At 40.7% G+C, this 14,609-nt stretch carries 16 protein-coding genes and 1 riboswitch; of the genes, 5 read left to right on the forward strand and 11 right to left on the reverse strand.

From position 1 onward, the window contains the following. Window positions 1–17 precede the first annotated feature (17 nt). The gene (locus CN378_RS12135; RefSeq protein ID WP_098352244.1) at window positions 18–494 is read left to right on the forward strand and encodes a hypothetical protein; all 477 of its coding nucleotides are present in this window, start codon (window positions 18–20) and stop codon (window positions 492–494) included. A 32-nt stretch (window positions 495–526) separates the two neighbouring features. Here the strand turns inward: CN378_RS12135 and CN378_RS12140 are convergent, their stop codons facing one another. From CN378_RS12140 to CN378_RS12160, 5 genes are all read right to left on the reverse strand, one after another. Then, complete coding sequence (locus CN378_RS12140; RefSeq protein WP_098352246.1) at window positions 527–901, reverse strand: nucleotide excision repair endonuclease; 375 nt, start codon at window positions 899–901, stop codon at window positions 527–529. A gap of 107 nt (window positions 902–1,008) precedes the next feature. After that, a complete protein-coding gene (locus CN378_RS12145) occupies window positions 1,009–1,320 on the reverse strand; it encodes an iron-sulfur cluster biosynthesis family protein (RefSeq protein ID WP_098352248.1) in 312 nt (103 codons plus the stop codon). A gap of 12 nt (window positions 1,321–1,332) precedes the next feature. After that, the gene (locus CN378_RS12150; protein ID WP_098352250.1) at window positions 1,333–2,220 is read right to left on the reverse strand and encodes a YegS/Rv2252/BmrU family lipid kinase; all 888 of its coding nucleotides are present in this window, start codon (window positions 2,218–2,220) and stop codon (window positions 1,333–1,335) included. A gap of 113 nt (window positions 2,221–2,333) precedes the next feature. Continuing rightward, on the reverse strand, window positions 2,334–4,490 hold the full coding sequence (locus tag CN378_RS12155; RefSeq protein ID WP_179884896.1) for a YhgE/Pip domain-containing protein: 2,157 nt from the start codon (window positions 4,488–4,490) through the stop codon (window positions 2,334–2,336). A 196-nt stretch (window positions 4,491–4,686) separates the two neighbouring features. Further along, on the reverse strand, window positions 4,687–5,058 hold the full coding sequence (locus tag CN378_RS12160; protein ID WP_098352252.1) for a MerR family transcriptional regulator: 372 nt from the start codon (window positions 5,056–5,058) through the stop codon (window positions 4,687–4,689). A gap of 88 nt (window positions 5,059–5,146) precedes the next feature. On the opposite strand from CN378_RS12160, the gene CN378_RS12165 reads away from it, so the two are divergent. Together CN378_RS12165 and CN378_RS12170 are read left to right on the forward strand one after the other, a co-directional pair. After that, entirely contained in the window at window positions 5,147–5,911 is a 765-nt protein-coding gene (locus CN378_RS12165) for an SDR family NAD(P)-dependent oxidoreductase (protein ID WP_098352253.1), read from the forward strand. A 281-nt stretch (window positions 5,912–6,192) separates the two neighbouring features. Continuing rightward, window positions 6,193–7,212 (forward strand): STAS domain-containing protein, encoded by a 1,020-nt coding sequence (locus tag CN378_RS12170; RefSeq protein ID WP_098352255.1) that lies wholly within the window; start codon window positions 6,193–6,195, stop codon window positions 7,210–7,212. A gap of 76 nt (window positions 7,213–7,288) precedes the next feature. Here CN378_RS12170 and CN378_RS12175 read toward each other — a convergent pair whose 3' ends face one another. Together CN378_RS12175 and CN378_RS12180 are read right to left on the reverse strand one after the other, a co-directional pair. Continuing rightward, the gene (locus CN378_RS12175) at window positions 7,289–7,870 is read right to left on the reverse strand and encodes a CBO0543 family protein (protein WP_098352257.1); all 582 of its coding nucleotides are present in this window, start codon (window positions 7,868–7,870) and stop codon (window positions 7,289–7,291) included. A 136-nt stretch (window positions 7,871–8,006) separates the two neighbouring features. After that, the gene (locus tag CN378_RS12180; RefSeq protein ID WP_098352259.1) at window positions 8,007–9,404 is read right to left on the reverse strand and encodes a protoporphyrinogen oxidase; all 1,398 of its coding nucleotides are present in this window, start codon (window positions 9,402–9,404) and stop codon (window positions 8,007–8,009) included. Between the two features lie 306 nt (window positions 9,405–9,710). After that, window positions 9,711–9,818, forward strand: a riboswitch (SAM riboswitch). Window positions 9,819–9,924: 106 nt separating this feature from the next. Between CN378_RS12180 and CN378_RS12185 the strand changes: the two genes are divergently transcribed. After that, window positions 9,925–10,140 carry a Fur-regulated basic protein FbpA gene (locus CN378_RS12185; protein WP_098352261.1) on the forward strand — a complete coding sequence of 72 codons (216 nt, stop codon included), beginning with the start codon at window positions 9,925–9,927 and terminating at the stop codon, window positions 10,138–10,140. A gap of 53 nt (window positions 10,141–10,193) precedes the next feature. On the opposite strand, the gene spoIIP is transcribed toward CN378_RS12185, so the two are convergent. Further along, window positions 10,194–11,357, reverse strand: a complete 1,164-nt coding sequence (gene spoIIP / locus CN378_RS12190) for a stage II sporulation protein P (protein WP_179884897.1) — start codon at window positions 11,355–11,357, stop codon at window positions 10,194–10,196. A 235-nt stretch (window positions 11,358–11,592) separates the two neighbouring features. Next, window positions 11,593–13,068 carry a flavin monoamine oxidase family protein gene (locus CN378_RS12195; RefSeq protein WP_098352265.1) on the reverse strand — a complete coding sequence of 492 codons (1,476 nt, stop codon included), beginning with the start codon at window positions 13,066–13,068 and terminating at the stop codon, window positions 11,593–11,595. A gap of 204 nt (window positions 13,069–13,272) precedes the next feature. Between CN378_RS12195 and CN378_RS12200 the strand changes: the two genes are divergently transcribed. Continuing rightward, a complete protein-coding gene (locus tag CN378_RS12200) occupies window positions 13,273–13,509 on the forward strand; it encodes a hypothetical protein (RefSeq protein ID WP_098352267.1) in 237 nt (78 codons plus the stop codon). A gap of 224 nt (window positions 13,510–13,733) precedes the next feature. On the opposite strand, the gene CN378_RS12205 is transcribed toward CN378_RS12200, so the two are convergent. Then, window positions 13,734–14,048, reverse strand: a complete 315-nt coding sequence (locus CN378_RS12205; protein WP_098352269.1) for a DUF3892 domain-containing protein — start codon at window positions 14,046–14,048, stop codon at window positions 13,734–13,736. 386 nt (window positions 14,049–14,434) lie between these two features. Beyond that, entirely contained in the window at window positions 14,435–14,587 is a 153-nt protein-coding gene (locus tag CN378_RS22620) for a hypothetical protein (protein ID WP_179884898.1), read from the reverse strand. Window positions 14,588–14,609 lie beyond the last annotated feature (22 nt).

Raw genomic sequence — 14,609 nt, forward strand, 5'->3', positions numbered from 1 at the left:
ACCCGGGAGGTACCCTTGTGATTGGAACCATTAATCCGATTAGGCTGAACGAATTCATAGAATATGAGGATCTCTTTCATGAGATGTTTAAAGGAACTTCTTTGAAAGCAGGGAGCATAAGACAAATAGTTTACTGGATCGAGCCGGAAAAATCCATTATTACCTATGACATCCTTATTGGAAATAAGAAATTCATGTATATTGAAGATTCTCCTTCCCCTCCTTCGATTCAAAGGTGTGAACTCACTTTTAGAACGTTATTCGAGTTACATCAATCGGTTGACATCGAAATAGCTGGGGTGAAGAGGCCTTCTGTTATCTCATCCATCAAGGTGGTTTGGGGTAATGATAAATATTTGGTCTTATACGGGCTGAACGACCGGACGGATACAACCTATTTTGGGGTTCAGGAGGAGTTGTTGATAAAGTGGAATCCGGAATATGGACGATTCAACCGTGACAACGGTCTATATGAAAAAGGTACCGGGGGTTGATATCATATCAGACCCTGGTACCTTTTTTAACATTATTTATAGAATACTTTATCTACATTATATTTCGCTTGTAATGTGTTGATAATATAGGTTTCATAAATGTCGCGGTCCATTGCATCGTCTACTATGGCTACGTCGATACGGTAAACCTCATCTCTGTGATTGCGAAGTGGTGACACGTTATCTTCAAGGTGCTTTTTGACTCTTTGTCGCAGCTTTCTTGCTTTCCCAACGAACAAGAGCTCATCATTAATATTATAAAATAAGATGATGCCACCCTTGTCTCTTGGAATTTCATGAAGATCGATAAAGCCTTCTATGCTTTTGATCTTTGGCTCTTCTGAATCTCTTGATTGTTTTCGTTCCGTTATGGAAATATCCGCTTGCGGGATTTGAATGTTGATCATGAATGGTCACGTCCTTTGTTTGCTGTAAGAAGTAATGGTAACACAAAAAGGATGGAATTACTACATTACGAAGCACTTGCTAAAAAAAAAGGGAGTGAATCCCCTCCCTACACATAACGCAGACCGATTCGATTATTGAAAATTTGATTTTTGTTTTTAAAAACAAAGAAATGATTTCGATAATCAATCGTCAATTCATGGTCGTATGTATCTTCGAAGTCGTCGTCTACAATAAATTCGAGGTGTTCAGAGTGGATGATTTTTTCTTGAGGTTCAGGGCTTCTTCTTTTCACCACTTTCATTTCGTATATGTTATTGACAATATCGCAGCTCCCCCTGTCTAAAGATAACTGAATCATGTTACCTTCTGGGATTTCGTTCAGTTTTTCGATCGCTGTCTGTGTGATCTCTAATTTCATTTCGGCTTCCTCCTATTCTTTATGGGGAACAAGTATGTCCAGATGCTGCTTCAAATTTTCTATTGTGATCGGGAGTTTGTCCCCTTCGTCCCCATCAACATTGGCTATCATTTCATAGGCAGCTTCAGCCTGAAGTTTGTTCACTTTCATATAGTGTACGTTTTCGCTTTCGGCCAACTCACCCAATAGTATTTTAGGAAGTAAAAGAAGAAATTGAGGCAAAGCCATATCTTTAATGATAAAGACATGAAGCTTTCCATCATTCACCTTGGCATCTGGTGCGATGGTTTCCATTCCCCCAACGGAATTGGTGAGGGCCACTAGCATAAGGAGGGCCTCCCCTTCCCAATCGTGGTCGGATTTGACCTGTAGCTCGAATGGCTGCTTCTCTTTCATCTTCTTCATTCCTTCTATTATATAGGCAAGTGGACCAAGCTTTGATTTCTGTTCGATGGGTGTGGAAAACGAAGCCTCCGCGAGTGCCCCGACTGCCACAATATTGATGAAATATCGATCATTGATCTTTCCGATATCGGTTTTCTGTACGTGGTTCTGTTTAAATATGTCGATGGCTTCTTCGGGCTTCATTGGGATATGGAGGGCTCTTGCAAAGTCATTGACCGTTCCGAGGGGAATGAGGCCAAATAGCGGACGATGTTCCTGTTCGGCCATCCCGTTGATGGCTTCATTGATGGTACCGTCCCCTCCCATCGCTGCGAGGAAATCAAATTCCTTTTCACACGCTTCCCTCGCAAATTCCATGGCATCTCCTTCTCCTTTTGTCATACGTACTTCGGTCTCGTATCCCATCCCCTTCATCGTTTCAAAAGCATAATTGCTGTATTTTTTCCCCATTTCCTTCCCTGAACTCGGATTGACAATTAACATAGCTTGCTTCACGCTGCTTCCTCCCTCTTCCTGCATATGTGTTTAGTTAGACTATACCCTATTTTCAAATGAGGAATCCTTCTCACGTTTAGGAGCAGAGAGAAATTTCTGTATAGGTAATGAAATTAATGAAACAGCCCCGACTCTTTTGACTTTTTCATGAATGCTTTGGTCTTCTCACTTAATGGACCTTTTAAAAATGCACCGAAAAGCAAGGCGGACACACCAAAGAGAGTGAGAATAAGAACATCCCTATACACCCTCTCCCATACGATGCCCCCAACCGCTTCCCTCATGAGATCAATCGCATAAGAAAATGGAAGGAAAGGGTGAATCGTTTGAAAGAACGAGGGTAAAAGCGCAACCGGGTATGTCCCCCCTGCCCCTGCAATCTGTAAAACAAGCAGGACGATTGCCATGGCCTTACCGATATTTCCAAACACAGACACTAACGTATAAACCACGGTCATAAAAACGAAACTTATGAACAATCCGAAGCAGATAAACCACCCGGGTTCAGCAATATGCACCCCCAGAATGAAGATGTCCCCCACTGTTACAATCGTGGCTTGGATCAATCCGATGAATAGGAACGTCAGAAGTTTCCCGAAATAAACATGCCTCTCGGAAAACCCGTGCTGTCCCATCACTTCAGTCGCCAGAAGGGAAATTAGCAGGAGGCAACCTACCCATATGGCCAGCACCGTGTAAAACGGGGTCATGGCTGCCCCGTAATTCCGGATAGGAAACAAGCTGTTCTTATTTAAAACGACCGGCTCTTCAAAAAAATCTTTCTCTTTGTTGGGGTCGTTTTGAAGAAGTTCAATGATTTCATTGATATCCGTTTTCCCTTGAATGTCTCTGATACGGTCAGCGAGATGGCTGATTTTATTTTTTATATACGGAAATTGCCCTAACACATCTTGAAGGGTTTCGGTTCCTTTCCCAATATTTTCATCGGTACTGGAAAGAATGCGTTCTACTTCCGGGATCGTTCTTTGAATGTCTTGAAGGATACCCCTTGCATCATTTAATGTTTTCTTTGCTGAGGCTACCTCCTTTAATACAGACGGTTCGATCGTTTGTTTATATTCTTTTAGAAAGGCATCTATTTTGGTTTTTGTTTTGACAGCACGTTCTTTTATACCATTTATCACCTTGTCTGCGTCCTTCTGTTTGGCAATTAGGAGATTTTTTACATTCTGCCCATCTTGTTGAATGGCCTCTAATTCCTGTTTAACCGCTCCCAGCTGATTCAGGGCTTGTTTAATCTGTTCCTGATTTTGGTTTTTTTCTTTGTTCTGCAGGGACTTTAAGGAAGACTCAATGGTATTGATGGAATCAATGGACGTGGCAAGCCTTTCAGACATTTGCTTGTTTACCGATTCTGCTCCCCTTAGGTCTATCGTAGATGCCTGTACTTGCTGCAAGAATCCGTCAATCTCAGAAGCCGCTTCCTGAACGTTTTCCAAATCCTTCTGAATGTTTGGCGCAACTTTGTTTAATCGATCCTCAGCTTTACTCAGAAATGCTGTGGTCTTATCAATCGTATTAAGTCCCTGATTTGTCACACGTTTCACATCCGGGATCTCTGCTTCTGCTTTATGGATGATTTCTTTGGCACTTATGGCATCTGATAATGATTCATTTAAGACTTCACCGATTTCAGGTAACTTATCTTCCACCCCGAATACGTACTCTTCAAACCTCCGTATGTCTGGAAGGTCCTTTTCAATTTCAATTCCCAGTTCGTTGAAGAGTCCGAAAATCGTGCCATTTACCGTCGATATAAAGGAAGCAGTTATTTTATCAACTATCCCCCCTGCCCCGGTTTCAGTGATTTTGGGTGCGATAGCATTGATTTTTTCATTGACGTAGTATTCTAAGTTGGCCTTCTTAGGTTCATCCTCGATGACAGTGGCTAACTTATTGGAGAAATCTCTGGGTATAATAATGACAGCAAAATACTCCCCATATTCGACACGATCCATTGCCTTCTTCCTGTCCACAAATTGCCAGTTCATATCATCGTTTTTCTTTAATTCCTTTACAAGATCCTCTCCGATATTAATATTTTGATCCCTTAGGGTTGCTCCTTCATCTTCATTCACGATCCCAACCGGAAGCTGATCCGTTTTACTGTACGGATCCCATGAGGCTTCAATGTTAAACCATGCATAAAGAGAAGGTAACAGCATCAAACCTCCTATCAGAAATGCTGCCACCCCGTTCCTGGTTGCATGTTTAAGATCCGTTGTGAAAATTCTCCAGATGTTTTGCATACCAATTCCTGCCTTTGTCAACGTTTGGAACTTAGTATACCCAACTTCATTTGCCTCACTATCTTATTCAGGATCAAATGCAGGTATATACAAGAAGGTATCGGGTGGATTCACTCCGATACCTTTCAAATCACCGAAAAAAATCCCTTAAGGATATCTGGTGTTTAAAATTAAAGTCAATAGACTTCAGTAAGGGTTATATAGATGGATTCCCATCTGCCAACCTCTTTTTATATGAACCAATCTTATCATTCAGCATGTCGTTGGTAGATAAAAGTGTGTGAATTTGTTCTTGAATATTAATCTGATGTACTTCCAATAGTGACAATCTTTCTCTCGTTGTATGAGTTCCTTCCAAGACTAACTCGGTATATCGTTTAATAGAGGAAATAGGCATTTGTGTCTCCCTTAGTTTCATGACAAATTTCAGCCACTTTATATGAGAATCAGTGTAAATTCGAACACCAGATTCGGACCGTTCCGGTGTAATGATTCCTTCTTTTTCATAATAACGAAGAGTATGGGGAGTAACCCCCAGTGCTGCAGATGCTTCACTGATACTGAACATACATGATTCCTCCCTGAATATATTCTTGACTTAGAGTACACTCTAACCCGTAGGATAGAAGTGTACCATAAACAGAGGAGGAAAATACATGAACTATACAGTCATTACAGGAGCAAGCTCAGGGATCGGATACGAAGCGTCACTTGCATTTGCAGCCAGGGGAAATAATATCATTGCCGTTGCCAGACGGGAAGATAAATTAAATGAGCTTAAGAATGAGATTCTGACCCTGCATCCTGAGTTGGATGTTGTAACCATGACGGTCGATTTATCCCAAATCGAGAACGTCCATTCATTTTATGAAAGCTTGAAGCAATATGAAATCCATACGTTTATTAACAATGCAGGCTTTGGAAATTTCGATTCAGTCGCGGACCAAAACCTTCCCAAAATTGAAAGCATGCTGAACCTTAACATCGAAGCATTGACCGTGTTGTCCTCCCTATTTGTCCGTGACTATGAAAATGTCGCTGGCACTCAGCTGATCAATGTTTCTTCAGGGGGAGGGTATACGATTGTTGCAGATGCGGTAACCTACTGCGCAACGAAATTCTATGTGAGTGCGTTCACTGAAGGTCTCGCACAAGAACTTTCTTCAAAAGGTGCACAGATGAAAGCAAAAGTTTTGGCACCTGCAGCGACCGAAACCGAATTTGCTCAGCGTTCATTTGATGTAACTGATTTCGAATATAGCGGTACTGTCCCTCAATATCATACTGCAAAAGAAATGGCACAATTCATGTTGGATCTATACGACAGTGACAAAGTGGTAGGGATTGTAAACGGTGAAACCTATGAGTTCAATTTAGTGGATCCTATTTATCCATATGCTAGGCGAGCATCTAAAGAGTAAACAGGATGAAATTTTTTCTAGAATCACGAATGCTCCAAGCATTCGTGATTCTGTCATTCCTTATAAAAAATCGTTCCAATTATTTATCCCACTTGTATAAAACGACTTCCTTTCCGTAAATCCCCATTATCCCCCATATTAAATAAATAAAATAATCCATTCCTATCAAACAAAAATGGTTTATCTATTGATTGGTTAGGGTAAAAGAGTAGTATTTGATTTATTCGTATACATAGTAAAAATATAGAAAATATATTCTTGTACTGATGGGGGTTTATGCGATGACAAAGTATGATATTGATGTGAATGGTTCTTTATTTGATTGGGATTTAGACAAAGGTTCGATTACATTTGAAAATGATGAAGTGGTTCTATTCTGGGTGAATACTGCTTTTAAGACATTGATTGATTCAATCGAGGAGATTGCTGGTGAAAAAGAGGCCAGACTGGTCCTTGAGACAGCCGGCTACCGTACAGGTCTCATCGTCAGTGACTTTTACTTGAATTCCATTGGAGAGCCGGAAGAGATCCTGGATAAACTGCCTAACACCTATGTAACGGCTGGTTGGGGTATAACCGAGATTTTGTCTTATTCCCTTGAAAAGAAAACGGCTGTCGTCCAATTCTGTAACGGGTGGGAGTACAAAGTAAATGTCGCTCAGGGGAAATCCGAAGAAGGAACGTTCATGCCCGGTCATTGGGCAGGTGTATTGACTGGCATATTCGGCTCCAATGTTTGGTACCGGGTAGTCAAGAGCCAGATCAGTGGGGACGACTGTAGCGTGTATGAATTTTTTGCTTCCGATATCTCCCCTTCCCTGAACGTCAGCGCTCTGCTGGAAGAACAGACAGCTGCCGCTCAGGCTGAATTAGATCGTGTGACGAACCAGAGAACCGAAGTTTTATCCGATATCATCAAAGAGATTTCTTCTCCAATCATTCCCGTTCTCGAATCCATTCTGGTCGTCCCTCTCGTAGGTCGCTATAATGAAATCCGGGCAGAAGAATTATTAAATAAAACACTTCTGAATCTGCCGCGCTATAAGGCTGAGTTCCTGATCATCGACCTGACCAGCCTCAGTAAGGTTGATGATTATACCCTTTCCTTCATACAGAAGTTCGTCAGCGCGGCCTCGCTCCTGGGAACGACTTGCTTGCTCGTGGGAATCTCACCTGAATTAAGTATCAAAGTCACCCAGAGGGGATTTAGCATGAGCCATATCCCCTCCTTTTCCCTCCTTCAGCAAGGTGTGAATTATGCGTTGGATCAATTAGGAATGGAGATTGTCAAAAAGGTATAAGATTTCAGCAACAAAGCTAAGGAATGCCATCTGCCTCATCCCGTCGATCAAAAAGAGCACACAGCTACTTTTACCGTCACTGTGCGCTCTTTTTGTTCTTAGTTTCGAAATAACCGAATAAATTGGTGATCCACTTCGCAATCAATCCTACAGCTACATAAATCATGAATAGATGAATGTACGATGTCCCGTTATTCATTTGAAAGAGACCGGCAGCAAGAAGGAGAGGCTTAAACACAAATGCAAAAACGGCGCAAAGTATAAGCATGAACACGTAATAATTTTTCTTATTGTGGTAACACCATTGGTACATGAGCATATACGATACCGGAACGAGAGAAACATCAAGTGAAACAGAACTAGCCAATAAGGGATAGAGTTTATATGGATAAAACCACTTCAGCATATTTGCACCGATGGCATCCGCATAGGTAAAGAAAACGTGAACGTTATATCCATAAAATCCAAAGAACACGGCTTTCTTCTTATCCAGAAAAATATATAAGAAAATCAGCGGTAAAATAAAGAGTGCTGACATGATCCAGAACTGCCAGGAGCCCAAATCTGAAAACTTGAGCCAGTAGTCGATCCACGTATCGGTTTGGTCCTTCTGTATATCTTTCAGCCTTGTAAGGATAGCGTTTTGAGTTTCGCTCATGAGTATACACTCCTATCGTCCATTTATTTTTAGTATGAGCATGTAAGGGACGGATTATGATGTTTGAGCATCCAATTTCACTTCAGGCAGGACCTGTGAACCCTCTCCAACTCATCAAAAAAGCTTGATCTNNAGATCAAGCTTTTTTGATGATGTCTTCCATAATGGATTCAGCTGTTTTCTTCCCGTTTTGAATACAAGCTGCAATCCCCACACCGTAGTAAGATGCTCCAGCTAACTTAACTTGCGGCAACTCTGTCAATAAATTCCGGCCCAGGGCCTGGACAGATTGGTTGTGTCCCAGATGATAATTCGGCATCAGATTGTTCCAATTAGTCACTTCCACTGAAATTGGATTTGCATCAATCCCGACGCTCTTTTTTATATCTTCCAGTGCCACACTCTTCAGTTCGTCCTCTCTCAAATTCTTTAAATGATTGTAGTGAGCGTTCGTACTTTTATAAAAGAGTCTTACTAAAAGTTTCTGTTTTCTGGATGTGTGCTTCCATTTTCGACTTGTCCACGTACATGCATCACACTTTACTTCGCTGCCCTTGGAAACAATAAAACCTGTACCATCAGCCGGTAGCTGCTCATCCGGGACATCGAACCCCAGATAAATCGAAATCAGGGAGGAATTCCTTAATTCATTGAAGTCAGGATCCAATTTTTCATGGTTCAGCATTTTTTGAGTGACATCATGGGGGGTCGCAAATATAACATGATCCGCCTGTATGCTCCCAGGTCCACTTAAAGTCAGCTCATACGTGCTACCGGATTTTAGAAGCTTAGTCACTTCTACACCTTTTAAGATGGTTGCATCTCCACATTCCTCTTCTAAACGGTCGATGATGGCGGATAAACCATTCTTAAATGAAATGAATTTCTTATTAGATGAACCTTTAAATTTCTCCTTGTTATCAGATAACCCTTTAATAATACTTCCGTATTCGTTTTTATAATCGAGTAGATAGGGAAGCGTCGAGGCCATGGTCAGTTTATACAAATCTCCTGAATAAACCCCTGATAGTACAGGTGCAATCTGATTTTCCACCAGTTCTTTCCCCAAAAAAGCTTCCAAAAATTCTCCAATGGAGCTTTCTTTCGTAAATCCTTTGTTTGTGGTTTCCAGGTCCAGGAGCGCTGCTTTTTTTCCATCTTCAGAAATAAGCGTGCTCTCATTAAGTGCTTCCAAACTCATCGGAATCCCAAATATCGTGTCCATTGGTATTTTGTGAAGTTGACCATTTGTGTATATGTAAGATGTACCGGTTTCGTTGTAAACAAGCTCGTCTTGTAGATGGAGTTCATTGACCAATGGAAGGACTCCCTCATTGCGGGCAACAATGGAATCAGCACCTGCTTCCATGATGAACTCTCCTTCCGTTATGGTTCTGATCTTTCCACCGAGCTGATGATCACGTTCGATCAGTACCAACTCTATTTCCACGTTTTGTTCCCTGACCATTTTTTGGAGATAATATAGAGCGGTTAAACCCGTGATCCCACCACCTACGACTACCACTGTCTTCATGCGATTCACTCCAATAATTACGTTGATGTATACAGATTATCATGTTTTGGACGGATTAGAAAAAGAAACTGTGTCTGAAATAGTAAAATGGAACGTAAATGTCTATTTTCGTAATCTTTTATACTTTTAAAGAAGAAAGTGCTGGTTGCTTTCCAGTGATCCCCTCACCAACATAAAAAAAAAGACGGAATGATTCATTGATATTCCCTCGTTTATTCTAAACCGAAGAGGTTTGAATTAAATACCTAGTTGACAACTATGAATAGTATGATATAAAATATATTTACATATCGATAACCGCATAGCCACTTATCCAGAGAGGTAGAGGGACTGGCCCGATGATACCTCAGCAACAGATTCTATTAGCTAGAACACTGTGCTAATTCCACAAGCGTCGAGCTTGAAAGATAAGTTGAAGTTTAATACAAAAAGCCTTCTTCTTATCAACTAGGAAGCGGGCTTTTTTTCCGTAAGAAAGTCTCTTCCTCTATTCGTTTACACTATAAGGGGAGTGATCACAATGGGTGAAATCCTGCAGGAAGCGATCCATAATCGAAGAAAAGAGTTAATCAACAAATTGATTGTCCATAACATCTTCAAAAAAGGCGGTAAACAATTATTTGAGTTGACACTTAAGGAGCTGGAGGACGAATACAACTATATTCAGAAGGAATGCCATCCTCACAGTGATGTCGGCTCCATTCATTGGAAGAATTGTGCGAAACTGAGCTGTTAATTGACAAACTAAAGTGACGTGGACCAATGGTCCACGTCACTTTAGTTGAAGATCTATTGAGCATTCACTTCCACAGCATCCTTCTTGTAGTATTCAGCGAAGATATCTGCAAATGCCTCTGTAGAATTGTATAATTCCACTAGGTTATTTTCCACTCCGCCAAATTCGAGGAGCATGGCCCTTTCTGTCAAATCCTGATTGTAGACACCGTTTCCTTCCGCCCTCGTCTTCACGAACACTCCACGGCTGATGCCCGGATACTTCTCCTCTAACTTAGCATTTAATTCTTTCGCGATTTTCAAGTTTTTTTCAAAGTTTTTGTTTTCTTTACCTACGATAAAAAATAACCGGGCATAATTTTTACCATTAATCGTTTTGGTTGTAATGTTCCTTGGTTGGGAATCCCGATGGATATCAATCAGATAGGTTAAATCATTATCTTGTGCTATAGCTTCCTGAACCAGTCCCCTGGTCAGTTTATATGATTCAAAATAGGTCCAGGATTTGTCTTTTAACGCTTTGTTAACATCTGTCTTATCCTGAATAGCGCCAATCCCACGTGATTCAAGCTCTTGCTTTAGCTTTGACCCCACAGCGATCACGTTGACCTTCTCATTGGTACTTGCAGGGTCTTTCGAATCGTTGTTTTTAATCAAAGGGCTAAAGGCTTCCCAACTGTGTGAATGATAGATGAACACGGACTTTTCAGCTATCTCCTGCACCCCATTCCCTGGGCTGTTGTTTGCTTGATCAATTTGATTCTGATCGATTTCCTGATCCTTCAGCTGATCTTCCGTAGGTGCAGGGGATTCGTTGGGAAGGTTAGTGATGTCCGTCCCCTTCCCCGCTACTGCAATATGAGTATGATAATTTTCAATACCTGGGATTTCACGTCCAAACAGACTTCTTGGATCGAGAAGTGATACTTCCGTCACGCTTTCCAACCAATCAAAGTCATTGTTCAATTCGTCTTCATTCGCGATGCGCAGTCCGGTCATTTCCTGAGAGAGAAGCATGAGAAAGGTTTCCTTTGGTACGATCTCAGAAACGGAAGTATAAAATAAGCTATCCACCCTCAATTTGATGGCAGTCGTTGAAATCAGCCAAACCGCTGCATACATGAGGATGATCCCTATCAACATTATCCGGATGACGGCTTTCATAGAAACGAATACTAGTGGGACTAGGCTATTATTATTTCGAGACTTATACGACATCATCAGTACCCCTATATAAAGTATTTAATAGTTAACTTTATGCAGAGGGTGGATAGAGTAGAAGGTTTTTTCCGGGATTCGGTCTGAATTCCTACGTGAGTTTCGGAAATTTTTGTTCCGCCCCTTTCTAACGGGAATATCATTTACGTTCTCATATACACTAAAAGGATCTATGGCATCCGATTTCAATCAAGGCAAAATAGAAAAAAACGCATGTACAAATGCGTTTTCAGCTTCATCTCCCGTTCACTTCATATGCAGCCCTGATACCTGACTCAACCGCCCCTTCTATCCAGCCATGAAAAGAGGACGTGTGTTCACCTGCAAAGTGAATCCTACCTTCAGGTTTTCGAATGTAATCTCCAATATCAGCTGCCTGTCCGGGCGTATAAAGAGTGAAGCATCCTGCCGAGAAAGGATTCTTGCTCCAATTATAGACAAAGTAGTTGATGAGCTCCGTGTAGACCCGATTACCATATACCCTGGATAGATCCTTCAGAACCTCGGAAATGATCTCCTCTTTCGATTTACTATTCCACAATAGGGCGTTCTGTCCCCAACTGTAACTAGCAAGCATGACTCCGGGTTTATCACTTCCAATATCATGACTCGGCATATAGGTAAACCGTGTTGGGAGATCAGAAACAATATTTCCATAATTCAATTCTTCCCAGAAACGAGTCCTGAACTCGATTCCGACTTTTACCGATGGGACATTGGTCACTTCACGGATCGCCTGCCACTTTTTAAATGAAATAGAGTGATAGGGTACAACGTCAATAAATTGAAATACGGTAAAAGGGATTGTGACAATCACGAAGTCAGCACCCCATTCCCCATGTGTTCCGTTCATGGGATTTACCGTTTCGACAGTGACACCCGAGTGGGATTGATTAATTCTCGTGACTTTTTGATTTAATAAAATAGAGGACTTCAGTTCTCTCATAAAAGAATAAGCTAAACGATCATTACCTCCTGTTATTTCATAGAACTTCGTCTCTTTTCTGAAAATCGGAAAAATAATGTCTTTTAGAATGTCCACAAATGAAAATTCAGGGAACCCTTCTATACCCAGGATGACATTGATTTTCCTAACCGCATTGAAAGATAATGATTGTCCAAAAGGATTATTGTACAGAAATTGCCCCATTGAATAACTGGAATATTTTTTAATCAGGTCTAATTGTTCTTCATGTTCACTGTTATTATACAAATCTATAAAGGGCTTGGTCGCTTCAAGAAAGAGTTCAGAAGCGGTTTTTCCCTTTTCCTCTTCTGGAAGTGGATATTGAAGGATATCCGGATTTTCTTCGTACTGTTTTCTCGTCACTAATCTGTTATTTACTAAAATAAGGTCTCTTGGTGTAGAATTCTGAAATGGCTGAAATGGAAGATTGAATCTTTTGATATATTCAAATACCAATTGATGGTTGTCTGGGATCCTCATAGCGCCAGCATCCAAATAATTTCCGGAGGTAAACGGTTTTCGAACAGTATATACCCTCCCACCGATTCGTTTGTTTCCTTCGAGAATCGTAACGTCATGCCCTGCCTTTTTTAGTATTGAGGCTGCAACCAAGCCACTCATTCCGGCACCGATAATCACGATTTTTTTTGATTTAGAAGGCTTTAACCCTTTTCGGATAATAGTCAGCATATCATCAGGATATTTCAATTCTGAAGGGGCATCTCTGCTTATTCGATTTTCCATTTTACACCTGCCTCTCTTGTTCTTTCATCATATGAATCTATTGAGGGGGGTATACATTCATTTCGTGTGCCATAAAGCTTATTTCCAATTATTTTCAGAACGCATGTTTCTATTATTACGCATCTATGTTATACTTAAGATTCATTGGGTCTACGAGACTGTATTTAGTCAATCCCTCGTGCTAGTAGAAGGGAGACATGTTATATGTCACTAGAAAATATCGTAACCATGCTCAAGACTCTTAAGGAATTCAAGGAAAGTGAGATTGTTCATACGATTTCAGATCATGAGCACTCACCAGTCATGACCGTCACTTACCATTTGGACACGGAATGCTTTCATATTACGTATTTGGATACAATGAAAGTGGAAAAATTTACTGACATCAGCCTATTGGCGACCACCATAGAAAGTATTGTACTTCTTGAACCTGCAAGGTAAATAAAAAAATGCCATTACTCTCCTTGTAATGGCATTTTTTAGTTCCTGTTGATTGGTTCCGGTAATGTAAATGTAAAGGTGAAATCGGATACGAATCATGATCAGATTATGAAACAATATTTTGTGACGTGATTCATTGATTGATGACGACTGTTATAGGCCGTGATGGATCCTTCCTATTAAATACGAGCATGAACCTTGATCAGGTTATGCTCGTTTTTTCCTTAGAAAGAAGGAAGTTCACTAAGATTATTCTCTTTCAAACCGTCCGGTTCGCTTCGCAGTACATCCCTGCCATAACGATGAATCACATCGACATGGGCGATTTTTCCTAATTTGGCTTCCTCAAGTGCAGTGATATAATCCAGTTCCCTTCCGCTTTCGGTCTTAAAAGCGATAAGGTCATTGTCCCTGTTCCGTCGAACAGCAACAATTTGTTCTGCCCCGGAAGAAAGGTCTTCACCCATCTCTATTTTCACTTGAGCTTTTCCCTGCTGTTTATAATCTTCATAAATTTGCTCAAAATTCTTTTCATCCATTGCTTTCACCTCCCGAACATACGTTTAGTATTTGCGTGGAGGTATGGTTTTATGAACTACGATTTGATTTTACCCGTATGTATTTACCTTATTATGAGTATCAAGATAAGCCAAACATGCTTTCCATATACGTTTCCACATAAAGTGGTTATCCTTACCTAGTCATACAAAAATGTTCCCGGCATGTCAGCATGGGAACATTCTTGTACTCGTGATTCTATCTTTATGGAGGGAACTTTCTTATAGGGTTTATTTTTTCTTTATCTCTATTGTAGTTGTAAAAACTCGTTCTTATTCACTTTATTCATCATCATTGTCTTCATTCTTCGACCGGCGGAGATCCATACTGTGATCGCTTCAAATTTTTTCAGTATGGACTGTTGATCTTATAACCATTGTTTGCTTCCCAAAATATTGGGCCTTAAAGCTACCCCAAACTGTGCAACGTATTGATTTGAAAGGGATGGAGATCCCCATTCAAAATTGGCATGAGTTACAGTCGGACTGATGAAAAGATAGTTGAGTATTTTTCTTGCCAATGCATCACCTCCATAGAACACA

It is taken from the genome of Bacillus sp. AFS015802, from assembly GCF_002561455.1.
Taxonomy (GTDB): domain Bacteria; phylum Bacillota; class Bacilli; order Bacillales; family Bacillaceae_B; genus Rossellomorea.

Coding starts and splice junctions, on each gene's coding strand:
- CN378_RS12185 (WP_098352261.1), top strand. CDS start 9,925: ATGGGTGAAATCCTGCAGGAAGCGATCCATAATCGAAGAAAAGAGTTA.
- CN378_RS12160 (WP_098352252.1), bottom strand. CDS start 5,058: ATGTTCAGTATCAGTGAAGCATCTGCAGCACTGGGGGTTACTCCCCAT.
- CN378_RS12165 (WP_098352253.1), top strand. CDS start 5,147: ATGAACTATACAGTCATTACAGGAGCAAGCTCAGGGATCGGATACGAA.
- CN378_RS12145 (WP_098352248.1), bottom strand. CDS start 1,320: ATGAAATTAGAGATCACACAGACAGCGATCGAAAAACTGAACGAAATC.
- CN378_RS12140 (WP_098352246.1), bottom strand. CDS start 901: ATGATCAACATTCAAATCCCGCAAGCGGATATTTCCATAACGGAACGA.
- CN378_RS12205 (WP_098352269.1), bottom strand. CDS start 14,048: ATGGATGAAAAGAATTTTGAGCAAATTTATGAAGATTATAAACAGCAG.
- CN378_RS12180 (WP_098352259.1), bottom strand. CDS start 9,404: ATGAAGACAGTGGTAGTCGTAGGTGGTGGGATCACGGGTTTAACCGCT.
- spoIIP (WP_179884897.1), bottom strand. CDS start 11,357: ATGTCGTATAAGTCTCGAAATAATAATAGCCTAGTCCCACTAGTATTC.
- CN378_RS12195 (WP_098352265.1), bottom strand. CDS start 13,068: ATGGAAAATCGAATAAGCAGAGATGCCCCTTCAGAATTGAAATATCCT.
- CN378_RS12200 (WP_098352267.1), top strand. CDS start 13,273: ATGTCACTAGAAAATATCGTAACCATGCTCAAGACTCTTAAGGAATTC.
- CN378_RS12175 (WP_098352257.1), bottom strand. CDS start 7,870: ATGAGCGAAACTCAAAACGCTATCCTTACAAGGCTGAAAGATATACAG.
- CN378_RS12170 (WP_098352255.1), top strand. CDS start 6,193: ATGACAAAGTATGATATTGATGTGAATGGTTCTTTATTTGATTGGGAT.
- CN378_RS12155 (WP_179884896.1), bottom strand. CDS start 4,490: ATGCAAAACATCTGGAGAATTTTCACAACGGATCTTAAACATGCAACC.